The sequence below is a fragment of the Bradyrhizobium sp. 27S5 genome (genome assembly GCF_037217225.1).
Taxonomy (GTDB): Bacteria; Pseudomonadota; Alphaproteobacteria; order Rhizobiales; family Xanthobacteraceae; genus Bradyrhizobium; species Bradyrhizobium septentrionale.
In genome coordinates this window covers 1725228-1747791 of the sequence record NZ_CP147714.1, presented here as the reverse complement: position 1 = coordinate 1747791, position 22564 = coordinate 1725228, and the positions used below count along the sequence as shown (strand labels likewise).

The window sequence follows — 22564 nt, the reverse complement described above, 5'->3', positions numbered from 1 at the left end:
TTCAATCAAGGCCAATCCGCCCTAGTTACGCCCGTCGAGGCCGACCAGCGCGATCTTGAGATAGCCGGCGTTGCGCAGCAGGTTCATCACCTGCATCAGATCGCCATAGCTGACCGCCCTGTCGGCGCGCAGGAAGATGCGCTCGTCCTTCTTGCCCCGCGTGGCGCCATCGAGCGTCGCAGTCAGCACATCGCGCGCGATCACATCCTCGCCGACGGCGACCGACAGATCGGGCTTCACCGTGACAAACACCGGCTTGTCCGGCCGCGGCTGCGGCTCGGCGGTCGAGGCCGGCAGATCGACACCGAGATCGACGGTCGCGAGCGGCGCCGCCACCATGAAGATGATCAGCAGCACCAGCATCACGTCGATGAACGGCGTCACGTTGATCTCATGCGTTTCGACGAGGTCGTCGTCGCCGCGACGCTGGCCGCCGAACGCTCCACTGCTGCCGAGCTTGACGCCCATCTGCTACTCCGCGGCGCGCGCCAGGCGGAACAGGCTGCGATCGCCCTCGCGGCTGACCAGCAGCATCACCAAGACGGAGGCGTCGCCGAGCAGCGCCCGGTAGGCCGCGATCGAACGGGTCAGATGATTGTAGATCACGACCGCCGGGATCGCCGCGACCAGGCCGAGCGCGGTCGCGAGCAGCGCCTCGGCGATGCCGGGCGCGACCACCGCGAGATTGGTGGTGTGCGCCTCGGAGATGCCGATGAACGAATTCATGATGCCCCACACCGTGCCGAACAGGCCGACGAACGGCGCGGTGGCGCCGATGGTGGCGAGTACGCCGGTGCCACGCGCGATTTGCCGCGACATCGCCGCTTCGACCCGCTCCAGCCGCAGCGCGATGCGCTCCTTGAAACCGTCGTCGAACATGCCGCCGGAGAGCGCGGCCTCGCGCGAGGCCGACTGCACGATCTGCGCCACGGCGTCGTCGCCGTCGCGGCTCGCCTGCTCGAGCTCGGCAAGCTGGGTGTCGCGCTCAAGCAGGCCGATCCGCTGCTTCGCGAGCGCGGTCTTGCGGCGGATCTCGACGGTCTTGGCGAGCCAGACCGTCCAGGTCACGAGCGAGGCGAAGGCGAGCCCGATCATGACAGCCTTCACGACGATGTCGGCACTCTCGAACATGCCCCAGGGCGAGAGGTTGCGCGGCAACAGCGCGGCGTCGGATGCGGCAAGGCTCGCGCCCGGCAGCATGCCGAGTGCGCTGGAAGCCACCATCCAGATGCTCCGCCCAAGCCAGCGATGCGACATGGTCGCCTCCCGTCCTACGTTGGTCTCAGCCTGCTTTCGGCGCGAGGCGGTCCGCCAGCGCGTGGAAGCGCTCCAGCTGATCGCCGCGCAGCGCGCGCGTCTCGTCGCGGCCGACGAACACCTTGAACATGATGCCGCCGTCGAGATTGATGAAGGCGATGAAGGCCGACACCTTGCCCATGAAGGGCCGCTCGACGAACGCGATCGCCGCGCAGCGCTCATGCCGGAGATGGCCGTGCAGGCCCTTCGGCTGCATCAGGTTGAAATAGCCGCGGCCGACCTCGCCTTTCGGAATGGTACCCGTGAACTCGAAGATCGCATCATCAGTGTGCACGATCAGCGTCACCTCGCCCCACTCCGCGATGTCCTGCATCGCGGCGGCGAATTCGCCGGCGCCGATCCGCACCATGTGTTCGGGCAGCGCCTCGAGCACCGCGCGCAGCGTCACCTTGCGCTCGCGCGCGACGTCCTCGATGACAGCGCCGGGATTGTCGGCCATAAAGGCCTTCAATCCGGCTAGTTCCGCGTTCTGCACGATCGCCTCCGTTACGCCGGGCTCTTCGCGCGCTCGGTGATCAGCACCTCGAAGCCCTCGAACCTGGGATGGCCGAGATAGAGGCTGCCGCCGGTCTCGTTGCCGGCGCGGGAGTGGGCGCGGCGGAACGCATCCGACCTGGTCCAGTCCTCGAACGCCGCCTTGCTGGCCCAGACCGTATGGGTCGCATACAGCGTGTGGTCCTCGGCCTCGGGGCCCTTCACCAGATGAAACTCGATGAATCCAGGCAGATCGCCGAGATAGGATTCGCGGGTCTTCCAGACCGTCTCGAACGCCTGCTCTTTGCCCTTGATCACCTGAAACCGGTTCATTGCGATGAACATGAAAGCCTTCTCCTGTTTGGCGGCGGATGCACGGGATCCTGCCGGTCGATCTCGTTGATATCATGAATGCGCCAAGGCCGCGCTGGGGGCACCAGCGCGGCCGGAGCAACCTGGATGGAATGATCGGCGTCTCGCGTTACGCTCCACCTAGGTGAATCCTGAGCCCGGCCTTGTAGACGGTGCCCGGACCGGGGCTCGAGAACAGCACGTCGTTCTGCGTCGTGCCATCGGTCGAGGAACCCGGGATCGCATAGGGCCGGTAATACTGGTTCAAGAGATTGTCGACCGACGCCGCGAAGGTGATGTCCTTAGTGGCGTTCCAGGTCACATAGAGATTGACCAGCTCATAGCCGGTCGAGGGCAGATAGCCCGCCGGCAAATCGTTGTTGGCGCCGAACGACGACCATTGCGCGGCAATGATCAGCGATCGGTCGAGCAGGCGCACGCCGCCCGTCGTCGTCACCTTGCGCGGCGTGATGGTGGCGAGCCCGACATTGGTCTGGGTGTTCCGGCCGCGCATCAGGTGGCCGGCGACGCCAAGGAACCAGTCGCCCGCATCATACATCGTCTCGAGCTCGAAGCCCTCGATGCGGGCGTGGGCGATGTTCTGGTACTGGTAGAACTGGCTGAACGGACCGAACGGCGTCAGGGTGGGTGCCGAGGCGACGAGATCGATATAGCCGTCGACATCGTTGCGGAACAAATTGATCTTGCCGCGGAACGAGTCCTTGGCCGAGAAGATGCCATCATATTTCAGGTTGATGCCGACTTCCTTGTTCTTGCCGACCTCGGGCCGCAGTGCCGGGTTGGGCAGGAAGCAGAATAGGCCGCTGGTACCATCAGGGCAATTGAACAGCGCCGGCCCGCAGCCGGTGGCGTGGCCGCCCGCGATCAGGGTCTCGGTGATCGACGGCGCGCGATAGCCCTCGGCATAGCTCGCATAGGGCGTGAAGCCTGCAACCGGCGTGACGCCGACCGTGATCTTGGGCGACAGCCGATCGCCGCTGGTCGTGGTGTTGATCGAGTTGAGCTCGTAGTGGTCGTATCTGACGGCGCTGACCAGTTCGAGCCAGGTCGAATAGTTCTGCTTCAGCTGCACGAAGCCGCCGGACACCGTGCGCTGACCGCCCGGCGTCGTGATGTTGGAGTTGCCGCGGGAATCGAAGGTCTCGACATCGTCGCGGAAGGCGTCGAAGCCGTAGGTCACGGCATTGCGCCAGTCGCCGAAATTGAAGCGCGAGGTGTTATTGACGTCGATACCGACGGTATCGAGCGAATAACCGCGCTTGTCGCCGACGCAGCCGGAGATGTTGTTGCCGGGATTGGCGAGCGTGCAGACGCCGCCGCCGGTGGTGACGCGGTTGTTGTAGGTCTTGACCTGATCGTTGTCGGTGCGGTTGCCGTAGACCGAGATGTTCCAGTCGAACAGCATGTCGTCGGGCTTGGCATATCGCCAGCTCAGCGTACCCGTGTAGTTCTTGGCATCGGATGCATAGACCGAGGAGCCCGCAATCGCCGCCAGCGGCGCTGCCGTCGTGGTCGGACCGCGGTTCGGCTGGCCGATATTGTACTGGTAGTCCTGGAAGACGCCGCCGATCTTGAACTCGTGGCCTTCGGCCGGGCGGAACGTCACCTTCATCAGGCCGGCCGCGACGTCATTGCCGGTATTGCCGATCTCGGTGCCCGCGCCGTCCTTGTAATTGCTCTGCGTGCGATAGACGGCGCCGCCGAACACGTCGACGTTCGGGTCGACACGGACGCCGCCGAACACCGAGCCCATGCCGCGGTCCTTGTTGGAGCCGTAGGAGCCCGACATATCGACGCCCCAGCGCTCGCCGGGGCGCACCACATCGTCGATATCCTTGGTGCGGAACGAGACCACGCCGCCAATCGCACCGGAGCCGTAGATATTTGCGGTCGGGCCGCGCACCACGTCGACGCCGCCGATTAGTTCAGGATCGAGGAAGAACGAGCCGTTGGCGTTGTGGCCGGTGCGCTGATAGTTCTGCCGCGCGCCGTCGACCACGACTGCGACACGGCCGAAATCCTGCAAGCCGCGGATGTTGATGACGGTCGCCGGATCGTCGCCGCGTTCCTGGACCGAGACGCCAGGCACGGCGTAGAAAATGTCCGACAGTCGGTTCGGCTGCAGGCCCTGGATCTTCTCCAGCGTGACGGAGCTGACCGGCGCCAGCGCATCGATCGCGCGCTCTTCGGTCTTTGATGCCACCGCCGTGATGGTGTCGAGCGACTGCACCGGCACTGCGCCGATCTGCGCGCGCGCATTCATTGCCGGCGACGTTGCGGGCTGCTGCGCAACCTGGGGCTTCGGCTTCCGCTTGGCCTGCTTCGGCCGCTCGGTTGCGGGACGCGCAGCCGAAGCATCGGCGGTTTGCGCGAGACCGTTCTCCGGCAATGCAGCCGCAAATGAAAACACCGACGCGCCCAAAATCAGGGCGCGCGAAATCTTAGCCCCGTCAGCCATTCTAGCCCCAGCCCGATCATCGCTTTTCTGGTTTGGCTGGCGTGCGCTCTGGTGAGCGGCTTGCTGGCTACGTTGCGATGCGAGCCATCCGCTCGCATCGCGTGATGATTGGTTACGAGCCGGCAACAAAACGGTCAAGAATGCGGCGGCGCTGTTTACATCGATTGTAAAGTGCAGCCGTTGGAATGCGCGTTCGCCCGCTTATACAAGCAAACAGCATTTGAAAATTTCGCAGGCGCAGCACCAAGAGAATGTCGGCATCATCCGGAGACAGTATCGGCGCGGCCGGAAAGCAGGCCGCATCGGCGTCTGACGCGGCGAAATCGCTCATCATGCGCGGAAATCGTCTCGACAGCCGCGACCTGTTCTCGACGGAGCGCGAGATCATCATCGTGCATGGCGAAGAGCATTACCGGCTGCGGTTGACCTCGCAGAACAAACTGATCCTCACCAAGTGACGGCCCCGATGACAATTTGTCGCACGCTCGCTCTGCTCGCATTCTCCTGTTGGCTGCCATCAGGCGCGGCTATTGCCGAGGGCATCACCGTGCACGACGCGCGCGACCGCGACGTCGTGATCGACGATCCCACACGGATCGTCTCGATCGGCGGTGCGATCACCGAGATCCTCTATGCGCTCGGCTTCGCGGACCGCATCGCCGGCGTCGATGCCACCAGCCTCTATCCACCGGCGGCGCTGCGCGAGAAACCCGACGTCGGCTACATGCGCCAGCTGTCGCCCGAAGGCGTGCTCGGCCTGCACCCGTCGCTGGTGCTCGCAGTGCAGGGCTCCGGGCCGAAGGAGACTATGGACGTGCTGGAGGCGGCCAAGGTGCCGCTGGTGCTGGTGCCCGAGACCTTCTCGGAGGCCGGGCTGATCGAGAAGATCAGGCTGGTGGGCCACGCCATGGGCGCCGATCCGCGCGCCGCCTGCCTGACCGCGGCGGTAGAAAGCGATCTCGCTCAACTGCGCGTGCTGCGCGCCAAGGTGACGAAGCCGGTGCGCGTGATGTTCGTGATGTCGCTCTTGAACGGCCGCGCGATGGCCGCGGGTCACAAGACCGCCGCGGACGAGATCATCCAGCTCGCCGGCGGCGTCAACGCAATCGATGGCTACGACGGCTACAAGCCGGTCAATGACGAGGCCATCGTGGCGGCGAAACCGGATGTCGTGCTGTCGATCGATCGCGGCAAGGACTCGCTGACTGCTGACGCGGTGTTTGCGCATCCGGGCTTCGAGCTGACGCCGGTCGCCGCCAACAAGGCCTTCATCTCGATGGAAGGGCTTTATCTGCTCGGCTTCGGACCGCGAACCGCGGCCGCGGCACGCGACCTCTCGGTCAAGCTTTATCCGGCGCTGGCGCCGGAGGCCGACAACTTCAAGCCGGCAGCGCTGACCGCGAATTGCCGGCAATGAGCGTGCTGGCCGAGCGCCGCGCGCGCGCCAAGCAACAGCGCGCCGGCATGTCGCTGCGGCCGGCGGCCACACTCACTCTCTTCTGCCTGCTTGCGGCGCTCACAGCGACCGCGCTGGTTGCGCTGACGGTCGGCGCTGCCGGCATTCCGCTGGCGCGGCTTCCGGCCGCGCTCGGCCTGTGGGCCGACGGCACCGCCAATCCGCTGCTCGCGCGCGACCAGCTCGTGGTGTGGTCGATCCGCGTCCCGCGGATCGCGGCCGCCGCGATGGTCGGCGCCCTGCTCGCGGTCTCCGGCGCGACCATGCAGGGCCTGTTCCGCAATCCCCTCGCCGATCCCGCGCTGGTTGGCGTCTCCTCCGGCGGCGCGTTTGCCGCAGCGGCGGCGATCGTGTTCACCGACAGCCATCTCGGCGAGAGCCTGCGCTTCCTGCAGCATCAGTTGCTGCCGATCGCGGCCTTTGCCGGCTCGCTGCTCACGACCATCGTGCTCTATGGCATCGCCAGCCGCGGCGGCCGGACGTCGATTGCGATCTTCCTGCTGGCCGGGCTCGCGATTGCCGCGATCGCCAATGCCGGCATCGGCCTGTTGGTGTTCGTCGCCGACGACCGCCAGCTCCGCGACATCACCTTCTGGCTGCTCGGCTCGCTGAGCGGTGCGACCTGGACCAAGCTCACGGCGCTGGCGCCGGTGCTGGCTATTGCGCTGATCGCCTGCCTCGCGATCGCGCGCGGGCTCGACGGGCTGGTGCTCGGCGAGGCCGAGGCATTCCACAGCGGCGTCGATGTCGAACGTCTCAAGCGGATCTCGATCGTGCTGGTGTCGGCGATGACCGGCGTTGCGGTCTCGGTCTGCGGCGTGGTCGGCTTTGTCGGCATTGTGGTGCCACATCTGCTGCGGCTGGTGATCGGGCCCGCGCACCGGCTGCTGCTGCCGGCCTCCGCATTGCTCGGTGCCATCCTCCTGGTCGGTGCCGATACGGTGGCGCGCACCATCGTGGCACCTGTGGAAATGCCGATCGGCATCCTGACCGCGGCGATCGGCGCGCCGTTCTTCCTCGCCATGCTGCTGCGCCAGCGTGGGCTGGTGTCGCTATGAGCGCGCTGCTCGAAGCACAATCGGTGTCGATGACGGTCGGTGGCACGACCTTGGTCGATGCAGTCTCCCTGCAGATCGGCGCCGGCGAAATGGTCGCGATCGTCGGTCCCAACGGCGCCGGCAAATCAACGCTCTTGCGGATGCTCTCCGGCGACCTCCGTCCGTTCCGCGGTTCGATCAGGCTCAAGCAGCGTGACCTGCACGGCTACGGGCCGCGCGAGCTGGCGCAACACCGCGCGATGCTGTCGCAACATGTCAACGTCACCTTCCCGTTCACGGTCGAGGAAATCGTCAGCATGGGCGCCGGCGAAAGCCCGCGCGCGGCGGCGCGCAACCTCGTCGAAGCAGCGCTGGACGAGGTCGGGTTGGCGCATTTCCGTTCCAGGCAATTGCCGACGCTGTCCGGCGGCGAGCAGCAGCGCGCGCATTTTGCCCGCGTGCTGGTGCAGCTCACCTGCGGCGAGGCGCTGCATGGGCCCGGATTGTTGCTGCTCGACGAGCCGACCTCGAGCCTCGATCTGCGGCATCAGATCGACCTCGTCGAGACCGCGCGGCTGCGCGCCGGGCGCGGCACCGCCGTGATCGCGATCCTGCACGACCTCAACCTCGCGATGCGGTTCGCCGACCGCATCCTGCTGCTGCACCGCGGCCGGCTTGCCGTCGACGGCGACCGCGCCGCCGCGATGCAGACCGAGACGCTGCGCAAGATCTTCGAGATCGACGTTGCGATCGACTACACCGCAAACGGCGTGCCGTTCCTGCTGCCGCAGACGATGCGGCCGGCGGGCAAGGCGACGTAACGCCGCAAGGCTTATCCCGGGGCAACGCCGGCGATTCACAAAACTGTCAGGCGCCTGTAACAGGCGCCTCCGAGAACACCGCATCGTTTGTTCCTTCGTATCTTTCCTTGGGAGACCAACCATGCGCCTGTCATTGCTTTGCTCTGTCGCCACCGTCCTGCTCGCCACATCCGCGTTCGCGCAGAGCGAGGGCGAATTCCCGGCGACGCTGGCGGGACACGCCGTGATGCCGGCGGAGAGCTTCATCGACGCGCCCGCCGATGCCCCTGATGATCTGAAGACCTCGGGCAAGTACACCACCGGCAAGCGGGTCGACGCGATAGGCACCGTGATGGGCAAGTCCTATGAGCGGCCGACCGGCGTGTCGCTGCCGTTCAAGGGCCAGCCGCTGCAGGGCCATTCCGGCATCAAGGTGATGGCGGACGGCTCGTTCTGGGTGATCACCGACAACGGCATGGGCTCGCGCTACAACTCGGCGGACTCGATGCTGTACCTGAACCGGCACAAGATCGACTGGGCCAGCGGCAAGATGGAGCGCCAGGAGACCGTGTTCCTGCACGATCCCGACAAGAAGGTGCCGTTCCGCATCGTGCATGAGGACACCGCCAAGCGTTATCTGACCGGCGCAGACTTCGATACCGAAGGCTTCCAGATCGTCAACGACACGTTCTGGATCGGCGACGAATTCGGACCCTATATCCTGAAGGCCGACAAGACCGGCAAGATCCTTGCCGTGTTCGAGACCGTCGCCGACGGCAAGCCGGTGCGTTCGCCTGACCATTGGGCGGTGCAGTCGCCGGGCGCGCCCGGTGCGAGCTACACCAACGTCAATCTGCGCCGCTCCAAGGGCTATGAGGGCTTTGCCTCGTCCAAGGACGGCAAGTTCCTCTACGGCCTGCTCGAGGGACCGCTATGGGATGCCGACAAGAAGGACTGGGAGAAGGTCGACGGCAAGGAAGCCTCGCGCATCCTGGAATTCGACGTCGCCGCGGAGAAGTTCACCGGACGTTACTGGCAATATGTGTTCGAGCAGAACGGCAATGCGATCGGCGACTTCAACATGATCGACCCGACCCAGGGTCTCGTGATCGAGCGCGACAATGGCGAAGGCACCGCCGACAAGGCCTGCCCGCAAGGCCAGCGCGGCGAGAACTGCTTCCCGGATCTTGCCAAGTTCAAGCGCGTCTACAAGATCGAGCTCTCCGACGCCAATGTTGGCAAGCCGGTGCGCAAGATCGCCTATATCGATCTGATGAAGATCCGCGATCCGAACAAGAAGGCGAAGAAGCCGCTCAACGATGGCGCCTACACCTTCCCGTTCTTCACCATCGAGAATGTCGACCGGGTCGACGAGACCCACATCATCGTCGGCAACGACAACAATCTGCCGTTCTCCTCGAGCCGCGACCCGAACAAGGCCGACGACGACGAGTTCGTGCTGCTCGAAGTCGGCGATTTCCTGAAGGCGAAGTGAGGGGATTGCTCTCGCCGCAAACAACCGTGTCGTCGCCCGGCTCGACCGGGCGACCCAGTATTCCAGAGGCAGTCGAATTCAACGGATAAGCCGCGGCGTACTGGATGCCCCGCTCAAGGCGGGGCATGACACCTCTAGCCCGCCGGCACCATCACGACGCCCTTGTCCTTGGGCCAACGCATCCGCCAGGCGAAGTTGATGTCTTTGACATCACCCGGCTTGGCCTCGAACGCCCATTCCAACACGCCGCGCCTGTCACGCAGATTGGTGGTGGTCGCAGGCGTCGACGACGGCAGCATTTCGACCACGATATCGTCGTTCTCGCTGACCGGGAGCTGATCCTGGATCGCGACCTTGATCGGGAAGTCGTGGCCGTTGCGCACCGTGGTCTTGAACGCGCGCTCGTCGGTCTTCGAGGTCGTCACGATCAGGCCCGCGGAGCCTTCATTGCGCTTCACCACCGTGCGCTCGATCTTGACCTTGTCGTCGGCACCGAAGCCGAGCCGCACGGTCTCGTCCTTGGCGGCCGTGGCCATCCGGCTGCGGCCGACAAAGATGCCGTCGCGATAGATCGCGACCTGTCCGGGCAGTAGCGGCGCATCGTCGGCCTGCACGAAGCTCGCTTCCAGGAACGCGGTCGGATCGATCACCGGGACGGCGCGCACCGCGAGATCGGGGGTGATCGTCGCCGTGGAGATGCGTAGGCTCTTGGCGCCCTCATTGGCGACGACACTGACGCGGCCGGGAATCTTGAAGGTGGCCTGGAACGCGCCGATCTCTGGGGTCGCCTCCAGTTCCCCAAAGGTTGTCCCCCCACCAAAGCGGAATTCCTTGAGCGCGTCCGCGGCCGGAGCGGGTGCCAGGGTCGCCGCGCGCTGTTGCACGCCGTCCTCCCTGCTTCGCGATGCCAGCGGCCGCGGCGGCTGCGGATATTGCACGATCAGCGAATTGAGGTCGGGCGCGTTGCCGCCGCGAGCGACGCGCACGGTGGAGACGACGAGCGCCACGTTCGACCAATCCTCGCCAGTCGACTGGGTGATCTCGGCGCGGCGCACCAGTTCGATCGCCGGCTTGCGGTCCTTGGCGCCGGTGTCGAGACGGGCGTCGTAGAGCGGCGTCCAGCGCGCGTTGCGCACCGCATAGGTCACCCGCAGCGTCGCGCGGGTCGCGGCGGTGGAGGCAAGCTCGATCCGCACCTCGAGCTTGCTCGGCGGCTTGGCGGCGCGATCGGCCTCAAGCCGGGCGATCTCGCGGTCGATGTCGCGCTGCTTGCGGGTGGCGTCGCGGATCGCGGTGTCGGCGGTTGCGACTTCATCCCCGACCGCCGAGAATGCGGTGCGCCACTCGCTCACCGGACGCGCCTCGCCCTTCTCGCCGATGCCGACCGGTGCGGCCTCGGCGAAGTGCTCGGCGAATTTGCGCCGCGCTTCCGCGGCGCCGATGATGCCCTGCAGATCCTCGCGCTGATCCCTGAGCCCCTCGATCCGCTTGTCGATCTCGGGCAGGTTGGCCGGCGGCAGCGGGCGCGGCGGCCGGGCGTCGATCGCCCCGATCGTCAGCCTGCCGCCCGCTTCGCCCTCGACCCGCAGCGAGGACGGATCGAGCCCCATCGGGAAGTCGTTGGCAATGAGCGTGTTGTCACCTGCGGGCAGGTCCAGCGTGATGACGCGGGTGACGCTCGCGCCATCGGGATAGACGGTGACGGCGTCGACCTGCGAGGCCGCATCGAGATTGGCCGCATGCAGCGGCTCGGCAACCAGCGCTCCCGCCAGCACCAGGCTGGTGGTCACAAGACAATTCGCAATCTTTCGCATGACATCCCTCCGGGAAAACGTCGCATCGCACGAGCCGAACGGCACGCCGGGCTCGCAGGCGCGCCGTTTCTCGTGGTGAGACGCAGCGCGGAAGGGACTGGTTCGATTGAGGTTTCGGTGCGGCGCCACAATGGCGCCGTCGCGGCTGCGGTATGGCGCGGCCGGGGCTTTCCGCCGTTAGCGATCCGTTTTGCGCCGGATGAACAGGTAATTCGGCACGAAAGCGGCCATGGTGATGGCGATCATGATCCACCATCCGCGCTGAAACGCCGCGATCCGCTCGGCCATCGAGACCGGCGTTGCGAGGATCGCGACGAAGATCGCGACGCCGATCGCTAGCGCCGCCTGCCGGATCATGTTGATGACGGCGGAGCCGGTGGCGAATGACGACGGCGGCAGAGAACCGGCGCCGACGCCCATCAGGGTCGGAAAGGTCAGCCCGACACCGATACCGGTGAACATCATGCCGACCACAGCGGCAGGCACGTTGGCTTCAGGACCCATGCAGGTCGCCCAGATCGCGAGGGCGCCCGCGAAGGACAGGATTCCGGCGGACACGACCGCTGCCGCGCCAAAGCGCGCGATCAGGCGGCCGGCAAACAACAGTGAGGTGAACGGAACAAGCAACGGACCCGGCGCGATCGCAAGTCCGGTCTGCAATGCCGACCAGCCCCATACGGTCTGGTCCCACAGCGCGACCGACAGCAGCATCGCGCCAAACGCCGCAGAGTAAGGCGCCATCACCAGCGTGGCTCCGGTGAAAGGCCTGACCCCGAACAGCGCGGGATCGACGAACGGGTTCTTCGATCTGAGACAGTGCCACGCGAAGGCGGCAAGCGAGACCGCTGCGACGACAAAGCCGAGGACGACGCCGCGCGAACACCATCCCCAGTCATTCGCCTTTACGATCGCAAATGTCAGCGCACCGATGCCAGAGGTCACCAGCAGTGCCGCCCGGAAACTGGGACGCGGCACGTCGTGGCCGGGCACTTCGGGCAATTTCAGCCAGCCGATGATGAGCGCAACCACGCCGATCGGGACGTTGACGATGAAAATCCAGCGCCAGTCGAAGGTCACCAGCACGCCGCCTGCCAGCGGCCCGAGCGCGGCGGCAAGGCCACCGATCGCCGTCCAGGTGCGCACCGCGCCAGGGCGCTGCTCGAGCGGAAACGACGCCAGCAGCAGGCCGATCGAGGTCGGGGTCATCAACGCCGCACCGGCGGCCTGCGCGATGCGGGCGGCGACCAGCAATTCGACGTTGGGCGCAAGCGCGCACGCCGCCGACGCTGCGGTGAACAGCGCAACGCCAAGCAGAAAGCTTAGATTGCGGCTGTGCCGCTCCGCCAGCCGGCCGAAGAACACCAGCAGCGCCGCATAGGCGATCGCATAGCCGTTGAGGATCCAGGACAGATCCTCGAGCGAGGCGCCGCGGAATTCCTGCGCGATGTTCGGCAGCCCGACATTGACGATGAACAGGTCGAGATTGGCGAGGCAGATCCCGACCGATACGATCGCGAGCACCTGGCGCGGGGATGCCGTCGCCGCGCGCGGCCGCGGCTGCGCGTCAGTCCGGACGGCCAGCCCGATCGTCTCCACTTCCGCCTCCGACATCATACCCTCCAGATACGTGCATATGCATCTATTGCCATTAGGTGCATATGCATGTATATGTCAAGTCCAGTCTGGAGGCAGCATGGCGAAAATCGATACCAGCCGGTGCAATCTCACGGCGTTGCGCAAGGCGACGCGGCGCGTGTCGCAGCTCTACGATTCGATCCTCGCGACGTCAGGCCTGCGCGGCACGCAACGGGCGATTCTGGTCTATGTCAGACGATCCGGCTCCCCGACGATGGGTGAGCTCGCAGCCGCGCTGGTGCTCGACCGCACCGCGCTGAACCACAACCTCAAGCCGCTCGAGCGCGATGGCCTCCTGACCATCACCGTCGACAAGAACGACCGCCGCAGCCGACTGGTGCGGCTGACCAAGCGCGGCGAAGCCCGGCTTGACGAGTCGCAGGCCGCCTGGCGTGAGGCACAGGACCGTTTCGAGACCGCCTTTGGCGCGAAGCAGGCGGCCGATCTCCGGCAGACGCTCGAACTGGTGGCCGCGCTCGAATTTGGCGAACGCGCGGCGGATTTGCCGGCTTCGTAGCCACTTCAAACGAAAAGCGGCCCGGCGATGCTGCCGGGCCGCTCGTTCTCGCACGATCCGGATCGATCGCGTTTAGCTGTAGATCTCGAACAGGCCGGCGCCGCCCTGACCGCCGCCGATGCACATGGTCACGACGCCCCACTTGGCCTTGCGGCGGCGGCCTTCCTGCAGCAGGTGGCCGGTGAGCCGGGCACCCGTCATGCCGAAGGGATGGCCGATCGCGATCGAGCCGCCATTGACGTTGTACTTCTCGGGATCGATGCCGAGCTGGTCGCGCGAATAGAGGCACTGGCTGGCGAAGGCCTCGTTGAGCTCCCAGAGATCGATGTCGTCGATCTTCAGGCCGTGGCGCTTCAAGAGCTTCGGCACGGCGAAGACCGGACCGATGCCCATCTCATCGGGCTCGCAGCCGGCCGAGGCCCAGGCCACGAAACGGCCCAGCGGGTTGAGACCGCGCTTCTCGGCATCCTTGGCTTCCATCAGCACCACCGCGGCGGCGCCGTCGGACAGCTGGCTGGCATTGCCGGCGGTGACGAACTTGCCCGGGCCCTTGACCGGCTCGAGCTTGGCAAGGCCTTCCAGCGTGGTCTCGGGACGGTTGCACTCGTCGCGATCGACGACGTAATCGACGATCGACTCGGCCTTGGTCGCCTTGTCGACCACCTTCATCCTGGTCTTCATCGGGACGATTTCGTCCTTGAACTTGTTGGCCTGCTGCGCGGCCGCCATGCGGCGCTGCGACTCCAGCGAATACTCGTCCTGGTATTCGCGGCTGAGCTTGTAGCGCTCGGCGACGATGTCGGCGGTATCGATCATCGCCATGAAGATGTCGGGCGCGGTCTTGAGCAGGTCCGGATCGATCGATTCCTTCGGCGAGCCGCCGCCGGGGATCGAGATGCTTTCGACGCCGCCGGCGACGATGCAATCGGAGCCGTCGGAGCGGATCGAGTTGGCGGCCATCGCGATGGTCTGCAGGCCCGACGAGCAGAAGCGATTCACCGAGACACCCGCGGTGGTCTTCGGCAGGCCGGCGAGCAGCGCCGCCTGACGGCCGATGTTCGGCGCGCCATGCGCGCAATTGCCGAGATAGCAATCCTCGACATAATCCTTGTCGACGCCGGCGCGCTCGACCGCGTGCTTGATGGCGTGCCCAGCCAGCGACATCGGCGGGGTGATGTTGAATCCGCCACGGCCGGACTTCGCCAGGCCAGTGCGCGCGTAGGAAACGATTACGGCTTCACGCATTGTTTTCTCCCTCTGAGTGGATGATTTCAGCTTGGATGCTGTCTTCGTACACATGGCGCGTCAAGGCAACAGAAATAAGCGCCATCAAAATACCGCTCTGCGGAACGGAAGCGGCCCGACGCAACCGACGAAGCAGGATCACGTGGCGGCGCGGATGAAGCCTACAAACGTGCCTGGAATTCCAAGGTGCTCCTCACAGGGCCGATTTCGCGAGCATCATGTGAATTCCCTTATTGCCGTCGACCAATTGCGTTACGCGCAGATTGCCTGCGAGAGAGCACAGCATATACGCCTCGTTGCGCGTGAGATTCGTGCGCGCGCAGATGTGGTTGACCATCTCGCGGACGGCTTGTTTGGCGGCGTCGTCCAGGTCTTCGTCCAGTCCGATCGAGATGAGGTGGGTTGCATTTTCTGCAAACGGCCATTTGACCCGCATGTCCTTCCGCACGGTCAGGCGGACCGTGCCTGTGACTCCGGTCTCCAGGGCCGTGATGCAGACTTCGCCATCACCCTGAACGGCGTGCCCATCGCCGGCGAAAAACAGAGCGCCCTCATTGAATACGGGCAGATACAGCGTGGTGCCCGCGCGAAGCTCCTTGTTGTCCATGTTGCCACCGAACGCGCGCGGGACCGGCGATCCGCACCGGCCCCACGCCGGCGGTGGCGCGGTTGCCAAGATTCCGAAAAACGGACTGAGCTCGATCCTGCTGCCCCAGGGCATCGTACAAAAATTCCCATCGCGGTCGATGGTCGGATGAATGGTTTCGTAGTCGGTGAATTCGTCCGGCAGCGTGCCGAGCAAAGGCAGGATCGAAACAAATCCCCAGTCCTGTCTGACCTTCACGTCGAGAATGTCGACCTGAAGCGTGTCGCCGACCTGGGCACCCTTCACGTAGACCGGCCCGGTGATGAAATGCGGTCCGGGTCCCGGCGGCAGCGTATTCAGCGCATGGAGATAATCGGCAGGGACCCGACTGAAATCGTCCGGCAAGGTTTCTTTCCCACCCGCCGGGAAACTATGCAGCGTGACCGAGTCACCGGACTCCACGGTAAGAACCGGTGGACTGGCACTGTCTAGGTATCCCCATACCATGTTCTCAGGAGTGGCGGGAATTTCATGGCGGCGCGGCATCGCTCCTCCAAAGCAGTTGCCCTCGGGAAATGTCGGCCACCATCCTAGGCAAGACTTGGTGTCAAAAACAGCCGCAGGCTTGGGCCCTTTGAGCATTCCTGGTCCATGGTAGGGTGGCCCTGGTAACCCTTGCGCGGACGCCATGCGCCACCTTTCCGTGCGGCCGCGCGACAAATGGAGACTCTGATGAGGCGGTCTCAATTCACGGAAAATGAGATCCGGCATCTCCTATACGAGGCGAATACCGGCGTCTCGGTGGCCGAGATTTGCACGACATCCGGCATCTCGCTTCGAACATTCTACCGATGGAGGCGGAGGTATGGCGGTCTAGACCACCCAGCCGTGCTCGACATGCGCGGACTTGCCGTCGAGAATGTCAGGCTGCGAAACGTCATCGACAATCTATCTGCCTGCCTCAAGGCGACGCCGGCCGGCGAAATCGCAAGCGGCAGCACGCCGCAAACGAACGCGCCGAAGGACGTCGACGGCCGGGGCCGTCGTGCGATCAGCATCGCCGCGGAAAAGTGCGGAGGCGCTGTGACGGGCCGCTTCGCATCAATCCGTGTCAATCGCTGATCTCGACGAGAACAATTCAGGCAGCCATTCTGGCAAAAGTGACATAATGCGCTGCACCGTGGCGGGGATTTGATCAAGCTGCCCCTGCATCGAGCGCAATTTTTCGATCCGGGGGCACACTCCCGGCAAGAACTGGCACGCCGCTGACGCAAATCCAAATCTTGCACAAAACCCGGCAGCAGCTGTCTGTACTTTCTTCTTGTCGCAAATCCGAACGACCGATTACCCTCGCCGCGAACGCAAACGGTCCTGCAGGGAGTTGAGATCATGACTGGCCTTGTCCGCGATTTTACCGACGTCAAGACCGGCGTCAGCCGCCGCAACATCCTGACCGCTTCCGCTGGTCTTGCTTGTGGTTTCGCGCTCGGCGGACCGATCGCGATCAGGACGGCCGCGGCGGCCGGCTTGAAAGAAGTTCGTTTCAGCGAAGCAGTCCACAACCTCGGTTACATCAATCTCTACGTCGGCATGCATGCAAAGATCTTCGAGAAGAACGGTCTCGACATGAAGGTCAGCGCCGCTGGAGGCGACACGCAAACGTTCGCTGCAGTGCTTGGCGGATCGGCTGACTTTGCCATCGGCGATGCGACCATGGCGCAGATCTCGCGGGAGAACGGTGGTCCGGGCGTCGTCGTCGGCACGGTCGTCCAGCGCGCACACTATTTCGGCGTCTCAAAGACGTTAAAGCCCATCACCGACCCGAAAGAGTTCAAGGGCCTGAAGATCGTAACCTCGCCGGAACCGAATACGAATTACAGCGTGGCGAAGCGCCTGCTTGAAAAAGCCGGCCTCAAGGTCGGCGTCGATGCCACCATCGTGCCGGTGAATCCTGGAACCGAAATTGCTGCGATGCTGGCCGGTCAGGCGGATATTGCCATCGCGTATCAGCCCAGCGTGGCCGCGGCCGAGGCCCAGGGAGCCAAGGTGGTGTTCGACTTCTCCACCTACATCGGCCCGTTCTGCAATACGGGAATCATGGTCCTTCCATCGACGATCCAGAAAGATCCCGCGATGGTTCAAGCCCTGGTGACATCGTTCGAGGAAGCCTCGCGCAAGACCTACGCAGACCCCGCCTTCGCAAAGGAAGTCGCGCGCAAGGAATTTCCGGATCTGCCGGGCGAGGTTGTCGACAAGGCGATCGATGCCGAATTGCAGTATCTGATCCCGGCACAGTCCGTGGTGACCAAGCCGGATCAATGGAAGAATCTGATGGAGATGCAGGTCTACCTCGGCAACGCCAAGGGCACGATCCCGTTCGACCAGATCATCGACAATTCCTTTGCCGACAAGGCCGTCGCCAGTCTGAAATGACAGTTGCGATCACCACCGGCCACGGCGGCACCGGAACATCCGCGGCGTCCCTGGTGCCGTTGACCGTGGAAGGCGTCGCCAAAGGCTACGATGTTGCGGGGCGATTTGTCCCGGTGATCGGCAATCTTAGCTTGACGCTGAAGAAGGGCGAGATTGTCAGCATCGTTGGTCCATCGGGATGCGGAAAGACGACACTGCTCAATACGCTGTGCGGACTGATACCGGCTGACTCCGGGCGAATCCGCTGGTACGGGCACGAGATCGTCGGCCAGCCGCAGAACGTAGGCTACATGCTGCAGAAGGATCTGCTGTTTCCCTGGCGCACTGCATTGAGCAACGTCAAGCTGGGACTGGAAATCCGCGGCCTTGCGGCGAGCGAAGCGCATGACCGCAGCCGCGCGATGCTGGATCAACTCGGATTGCACGGCTTCTCCGATCACTATCCGTCGACATTGTCAGGCGGCATGCGCCAACGGGTGGCACTCGCCCGCACATTGGTCAATGATCCGGAGGTGCTGCTTCTCGACGAGCCGTTTGCCGCGTTGGACTTTCAGAACAAGCTGCTGATCGAAAGTGACACTGCAAAGCTGGTTCGCGAGCGCGGGCGCTCCTTGTTGCTGATTACCCACGATATCGAGGAGGCCGTCTCTCTGGCGGACAGGGTCATCGTGCTGTCGAAGAGGCCGACAACCGTCAAGGCGACGTACGACATAGATCTGGACGGTAAACGAACTGACATGATCGCCGCTCGCGAAAGCCGGCAATTCAGCGCCTACGTTCGGCAGATATGGGCCGATCTCGACGTCGTACTCCAATGACCGCGAATGCACAGGACGATTTTGGGAACGTTGTGCAAGGATCACCGCCTCCGCCGGCGCACCACTGGAAGCGTTGGCGCGTAGCCGGACTCGTCCTGCTCACTCAGGTCGCGCTCTTGGCTGCGCTGCTTGTGTTGTGGGAGCGCGCGACAGGGCAGGACAAGCAGGCAGCCTTCATGTTCGGGTCGCCCTCGGCGATCTTCGGCTTTCTGGGCCAGTCGGCGCGCGATGGCTCGCTGTGGCGCGATATCTATGTCACCGGCTTCGAAACCCTGCTCGGCTTCGTGGTCGGTAATTTCTTCGGAACGCTGATCGGGCTTCTGCTCTGGTACTCGCGTTTCGTATCGCGCGTTGTCGAACCCTTCATCATCGCCTTGGGATCGATTCCCATCATCGCGCTTGCGCCGATCATCATCATTTGGTTCGGCACAGGCCTGATCTCGAAAGTCGCGATGTCGACGTTGTCGGTCGTGATCGTGGCGCTCGTGACGTCCTACAAGGGCGCGACGGGCGTTGACGCCGACCAGGTCAACCTGATGCGGACACTGGGAGCCTCGAAGTTCCAGATATTCCGCAAATTGGTGGTGCCCGCATCGCTCACCGATATTTTTGCAGGATTGAAGCTCACCGTCGGATTTGCGCTGATCGGTGCGATCGTCGGCGAATTCATGTCGTCGTCAGAAGGTCTGGGACACGCAATCTTCAAGGCCGGCTCGCTCTACATCATTCCCAAGGTGTTTGCAGCGCTGATTGCAACGATCGGCCTGGCATTGCTGCTGACGTTCGTGGTGGGCCGCCTTGAACGGCTGCTCATGCCCTGGCGCAAGGTTCAATAGATTCCCCTATTTCGGCAACAGCAAGAAGAGGAACGTGGAGATGTCGCAGCGCGTCGCGAAAGAAGGCAATATCAAGTATGCCCTGTCGGGCCTGGACCGTTTCATTGCCAGCGTCTCTCCCGGCGAAACGTTCGTCGTCGAATGCGCGATCAATGCCAACGATGGAACGATCCGTCATCTCGGGCAGCAACTGACCGAAGCCGACATCACCATGCCGTTCGTCAACGGGGCGACGGGACCCATCGAGGTTCGCGGCGCCAAGGCCGGCGACATGCTGAAGGTCGAGATCGTCAACATGGAGGTTGGGGGGCTTGGATTTACGGCGCTGTGGCCCGGCATCGGTATGTTCCCGGACTGGGTGCGCCGCAGGGAGTTCGGCATTCAGACGCGTGTTGTCGAGGTCAAGGATGGCCTTGTGCACTGGAACGAGCATCTAAAACTTCCGGTCAAACCGATGATAGGCGTGATCGGAGTCGCACCGCTTCATGGCGCGGTTCTCACCGTGGACAACGGCACGCACGGTGGAAACCTCGATGTTCAGGAAATCACCACCGGCAACACCGTCATGCTCCGGGTCCATGCCGACGGTGCACATCTGTTCCTCGGCGACTGCCACGCAATCCAGGGGGACGGGGAATGCAACGGCATGGGCGCCATCGAGATCGCAGCCACCCTCACCGTCAAAGTGTCGCTCGAAAAAGCTCCGGCGCGCCTGAACCATCCCCGGATCGAAACGCCAACCCACATCTGCACGCTCGGCTGTGCGCGTCCGCTCGAAGACGCCATGCGGCTTGCATTCGAAGAAATGGTTTACTGGCTTGAAGACGAATGGAAGATACCCGCAGCCGAAAGCTACATGCTGCTCGGTCAAATCGCGGAGGCGCGATGCACGCAGGTGGTCAATCCGAAATACACCTATATCTGCAAGGTGAATAAGAACATCGTCCGAAAATACTTCGGGTGACCTGATGGAGCGCGCGTAGCCTCGCCGCTGAAATCGATACCGTCGGGCCTGCTCACGCAACCCGATGGAAGGGCGAAACCATCTCGGGACAAGCAAACGTCCATGCAGACGGTCCGCCGACGCCGGACCTGTGGCCCGGCATCGCCCGAACCGGGTTAAAACGTCAGCGCCTTGGCCTGCTTCACCTGCGGCAGCGCCTGCACCTTGGCAAGCAGCTCGGCCGGCACCGCGCCGTCGACCTCGACCAGCGCAATGGCGTCGCCGCCCTGCTTGACGCGGCCGAGATGGAAGGTCGCGATGTTGATCTTGGCATCGCCGAGCAGGCTCGCGAACGCGCCGATAAAGCCCGGCTTGTCCTCGTTGGTCACGTATATCATCGACTTGCCGAATTCGGCGTCGACGCGGATGCCCTTGATGTCGACGAGGCGCGGCTTGCCGTCGGCGTAGACGGTGCCGGACACCGAACGCTCCTGGCGCTCGGTGGTGACGGTGACCGTGATCAGGCTTTCATAGTCGCTCTGCGCGGCGCGGACGACCTCGTCCACCACCATGCCGCGCTCCTTGGCGACAACCGGCGCCGAGACCACGTTGACCTCGCCCAGCATCGGCCGCAGCAGGCCCGAGAGCACCGCCGAGGTGATCGCCTTGATCTTCATCTCGGCGACGTGGCCCTCATAGGTGATCTGGGTCTTGAGGATGCCGCTCTCGGTGAGCTGGCCGGCGAACGAGCCGAGCTTCTCGGCGAGCTCGATGAACGGCTTCAGCTTCGGCGCCTCTTCCGCGGTGATCGACGGGAAGTTGACCGCGTTCGAGATCGCGCCCGACAGCAGGTAATCCGACATCTGCTCGGCGACCTGCAGCGCGACGTTCTCCTGCGCCTCGGTGGTGGACGCGCCGAGATGCGGGGTGCAGATCACGTTGGGATGACCGAACAGCACGTTCGAGGTCGCCGGCTCCTCGACGAACACGTCGAAGGCGGCGCCCGCGACATGCTTGGAATTTAGCGCATCGACCAGCGCCTGCTCGTCGACCAGGCCGCCGCGGGCGCAGTTGATGATGCGCACGCCCTTCTTCATCTTGGCGATCGCGGCCGCGTCGATGACGTTGCGGGTCTTCTCGGTCAGCGGCGTGTGCAGCGTGATGAAATCGGCGCGCTTCAACAGGTCATCGAGCTCGACCTTCTCGACGCCGATGTCCTTGGCGCGCTCCGGCGACAGGAACGGATCGAACGCGATCACCTTCATGCGCAGGCCGAGCGCGCGGTCGGCGACGATCGTGCCGATATTGCCGCAGCCGATCACCCCGAGCGTCTTGGCGGTGATCTCGACGCCCATGAAGCGGTTCTTCTCCCACTTGCCGGCCTGGGTCGAGGCATCGGCCTGCGGGATCTCGCGCGCCAGCGCCAGCATCAAGGTGATGGCGTGCTCGGCGGTCGTGATCGAATTGCCGAACGGCGTGTTCATCACAATGATGCCCTTGGCGGTCGCGGCTGGAATCTCGACATTGTCGACGCCGATGCCGGCGCGGCCGATCACCTTCAGCCTGGTCGCCTTCTCGATGATCTTGGCGGTCGCCTTGGTGGCCGAGCGGATCGCCAGACCGTCGTAGTTGCCGATGATCTCGGCGAGCTTTTCCTTGTCCTTGCCGAGGTTGGGCTGGAAGTCGACCTCGACACCGCGATCCTTGAAGATCTGCACGGCGGCGGGAGACAGCGCGTCGGAAATCAGAACTTTGGGTGCCATGATTGCAATCCTTGTGATCAGTCCGGTTAAGCCGCGAGCGGCGGCCCTTGAATGCGTGCTTGCAACGAATGCGCGGGCGCTCAGCGCAGCCAGCGCACCATGAACGGAAATGGCGGGACGCCGTTCTCGGCGGCCTGCCGCTTTTCGAAGGTCATGCCGTAGTACTGCAACAGCGGCTGACCGAAGGTGCGTTCGGCGTCGAAGTCCGCGACCAGGGCCTTCGAGCTGCCTCGATAGCCGTGCTCGTGGAAGACGATCGCCGGATCGATATCGAGGTGCTTCGCCGCCGCGTAGGACCAGGCAATGGCCGCGATCTCGTCGCCGTCCGACGGCGTTGCCAGCTCCGGTGTGTTCCGCATCGACGGATCGGTCACCGCGAGATGACCGGCCTCGTGCAGGAGATCGCCGGGATGAGCGAGCTTCTCCTCATCGACGAAGATGACGCCGCCACTGATGCGAAGTCCGGGCAGGAACGTCGCGTCCGGCAAGTGCGCCGGACGCACGTCGATCCCGATGCCGCAGATGAAATCCGCGAGCCTTTCGGTCAGCGGATTGGCGAACATCG

At 64.2% G+C, this 22564-nt stretch carries 23 protein-coding genes; 11 read left to right on the top strand and 12 right to left on the bottom strand.

What is annotated here, in order from left to right; translation table 11 throughout:
• Positions 1-21: 21 nt before the first annotated feature.
• The 6 genes from exbD to WDM24_RS08300 all read right to left on the bottom strand — a co-directional run bounded on the left by exbD (position 22) and on the right by WDM24_RS08300 (position 4955).
• Complete coding sequence (gene exbD / locus WDM24_RS08325) at positions 22-468, bottom strand: TonB system transport protein ExbD (RefSeq protein WP_338830821.1); 447 nt, start codon at positions 466-468, stop codon at positions 22-24.
• A gap of 3 nt (positions 469-471) precedes the next feature.
• Positions 472-1224 carry a tonB-system energizer ExbB gene (gene exbB / locus WDM24_RS08320; RefSeq protein WP_414645749.1) on the bottom strand — a complete coding sequence of 251 codons (753 nt, stop codon included), beginning with the start codon at positions 1222-1224 and terminating at the stop codon, positions 472-474.
• Positions 1225-1282: 58 nt separating this feature from the next.
• On the bottom strand, positions 1283-1756 hold the full coding sequence (gene hutX / locus WDM24_RS08315; RefSeq protein WP_414645748.1) for a heme utilization cystosolic carrier protein HutX: 474 nt from the start codon (positions 1754-1756) through the stop codon (positions 1283-1285).
• Positions 1757-1803: 47 nt separating this feature from the next.
• Positions 1804-2136, bottom strand: coding sequence for an antibiotic biosynthesis monooxygenase (locus tag WDM24_RS08310; protein WP_338830818.1), 333 nt, complete (start codon positions 2134-2136; stop codon positions 1804-1806).
• Between the two features lie 136 nt (positions 2137-2272).
• The gene (locus WDM24_RS08305) at positions 2273-4621 is read right to left on the bottom strand and encodes a TonB-dependent hemoglobin/transferrin/lactoferrin family receptor (RefSeq protein WP_338830817.1); all 2349 of its coding nucleotides are present in this window, start codon (positions 4619-4621) and stop codon (positions 2273-2275) included.
• 112 nt (positions 4622-4733) lie between these two features.
• Positions 4734-4955, bottom strand: coding sequence for a hypothetical protein (locus WDM24_RS08300; RefSeq protein WP_166293487.1), 222 nt, complete (start codon positions 4953-4955; stop codon positions 4734-4736).
• On the opposite strand from WDM24_RS08300, the gene hemP reads away from it, so the two are divergent.
• The 5 genes from hemP to WDM24_RS08275 all read left to right on the top strand — a co-directional run bounded on the left by hemP (position 4873) and on the right by WDM24_RS08275 (position 9409).
• On the top strand, positions 4873-5079 hold the full coding sequence (gene hemP / locus WDM24_RS08295) for a hemin uptake protein HemP (RefSeq protein ID WP_166302950.1): 207 nt from the start codon (positions 4873-4875) through the stop codon (positions 5077-5079). The two genes, WDM24_RS08300 and hemP, sit on opposite strands and share 83 nt — an antisense overlap.
• Positions 5080-5087: 8 nt before the next feature.
• Complete coding sequence (locus WDM24_RS08290) at positions 5088-6038, top strand: heme/hemin ABC transporter substrate-binding protein (RefSeq protein ID WP_166302947.1); 951 nt, start codon at positions 5088-5090, stop codon at positions 6036-6038.
• Positions 6035-7135, top strand: a complete 1101-nt coding sequence (locus tag WDM24_RS08285) for an iron ABC transporter permease (protein WP_338830815.1) — start codon at positions 6035-6037, stop codon at positions 7133-7135. Before WDM24_RS08290 ends, WDM24_RS08285 begins: the two co-directional genes overlap by 4 nt.
• Complete coding sequence (locus WDM24_RS08280; RefSeq protein WP_338830814.1) at positions 7132-7935, top strand: heme ABC transporter ATP-binding protein; 804 nt, start codon at positions 7132-7134, stop codon at positions 7933-7935. Before WDM24_RS08285 ends, WDM24_RS08280 begins: the two co-directional genes overlap by 4 nt.
• A 121-nt stretch (positions 7936-8056) precedes the next feature.
• Positions 8057-9409 (top strand): esterase-like activity of phytase family protein, encoded by a 1353-nt coding sequence (locus tag WDM24_RS08275; RefSeq protein ID WP_338830813.1) that lies wholly within the window; start codon positions 8057-8059, stop codon positions 9407-9409.
• Between the two features lie 134 nt (positions 9410-9543).
• Here WDM24_RS08275 and WDM24_RS08270 read toward each other — a convergent pair whose 3' ends face one another.
• Both WDM24_RS08270 and WDM24_RS08265 read right to left on the bottom strand, forming a co-directional pair.
• Positions 9544-11223 carry a mucoidy inhibitor MuiA family protein gene (locus WDM24_RS08270; protein WP_338830812.1) on the bottom strand — a complete coding sequence of 560 codons (1680 nt, stop codon included), beginning with the start codon at positions 11221-11223 and terminating at the stop codon, positions 9544-9546.
• Between the two features lie 177 nt (positions 11224-11400).
• The gene (locus WDM24_RS08265; RefSeq protein WP_338830811.1) at positions 11401-12834 is read right to left on the bottom strand and encodes an MFS transporter; all 1434 of its coding nucleotides are present in this window, start codon (positions 12832-12834) and stop codon (positions 11401-11403) included.
• A gap of 82 nt (positions 12835-12916) precedes the next feature.
• On the opposite strand from WDM24_RS08265, the gene WDM24_RS08260 reads away from it, so the two are divergent.
• Complete coding sequence (locus WDM24_RS08260; protein ID WP_338830809.1) at positions 12917-13375, top strand: MarR family winged helix-turn-helix transcriptional regulator; 459 nt, start codon at positions 12917-12919, stop codon at positions 13373-13375.
• 72 nt (positions 13376-13447) lie between these two features.
• On the opposite strand, the gene WDM24_RS08255 is transcribed toward WDM24_RS08260, so the two are convergent.
• Together WDM24_RS08255 and WDM24_RS08250 are read right to left on the bottom strand one after the other, a co-directional pair.
• Entirely contained in the window at positions 13448-14620 is a 1173-nt protein-coding gene (locus WDM24_RS08255) for a thiolase family protein (protein WP_166302923.1), read from the bottom strand.
• 193 nt (positions 14621-14813) lie between these two features.
• Positions 14814-15752, bottom strand: a complete 939-nt coding sequence (locus tag WDM24_RS08250; RefSeq protein ID WP_338696506.1) for an acetamidase/formamidase family protein — start codon at positions 15750-15752, stop codon at positions 14814-14816.
• A gap of 174 nt (positions 15753-15926) precedes the next feature.
• On the opposite strand from WDM24_RS08250, the gene WDM24_RS44490 reads away from it, so the two are divergent.
• The 5 genes from WDM24_RS44490 to WDM24_RS08230 all read left to right on the top strand — a co-directional run bounded on the left by WDM24_RS44490 (position 15927) and on the right by WDM24_RS08230 (position 20257).
• On the top strand, positions 15927-16328 hold the full coding sequence (locus WDM24_RS44490) for a transposase (RefSeq protein ID WP_156928429.1): 402 nt from the start codon (positions 15927-15929) through the stop codon (positions 16326-16328).
• A 267-nt stretch (positions 16329-16595) separates the two neighbouring features.
• A complete protein-coding gene (locus tag WDM24_RS08245; RefSeq protein WP_029079196.1) occupies positions 16596-17639 on the top strand; it encodes an ABC transporter substrate-binding protein in 1044 nt (347 codons plus the stop codon).
• Positions 17636-18457: an ABC transporter ATP-binding protein gene (locus WDM24_RS08240; protein WP_338696500.1), complete on the top strand. Its 822-nt coding sequence runs from the start codon at positions 17636-17638 to the stop codon at positions 18455-18457. Before WDM24_RS08245 ends, WDM24_RS08240 begins: the two co-directional genes overlap by 4 nt.
• A gap of 32 nt (positions 18458-18489) precedes the next feature.
• Positions 18490-19293, top strand: coding sequence for an ABC transporter permease (locus WDM24_RS08235; RefSeq protein ID WP_414645747.1), 804 nt, complete (start codon positions 18490-18492; stop codon positions 19291-19293).
• Positions 19294-19333: 40 nt separating this feature from the next.
• Positions 19334-20257 carry an acetamidase/formamidase family protein gene (locus WDM24_RS08230; RefSeq protein ID WP_338830808.1) on the top strand — a complete coding sequence of 308 codons (924 nt, stop codon included), beginning with the start codon at positions 19334-19336 and terminating at the stop codon, positions 20255-20257.
• Between the two features lie 155 nt (positions 20258-20412).
• Here the strand turns inward: WDM24_RS08230 and serA are convergent, their stop codons facing one another.
• Both serA and WDM24_RS08220 read right to left on the bottom strand, forming a co-directional pair.
• On the bottom strand, positions 20413-22002 hold the full coding sequence (gene serA, locus WDM24_RS08225) for a phosphoglycerate dehydrogenase (protein WP_029079200.1): 1590 nt from the start codon (positions 22000-22002) through the stop codon (positions 20413-20415).
• Between the two features lie 77 nt (positions 22003-22079).
• Positions 22080-22562, bottom strand: a complete 483-nt coding sequence (locus tag WDM24_RS08220) for a hypothetical protein (RefSeq protein ID WP_338830807.1) — start codon at positions 22560-22562, stop codon at positions 22080-22082.
• Positions 22563-22564: the final 2 nt, after the last annotated feature.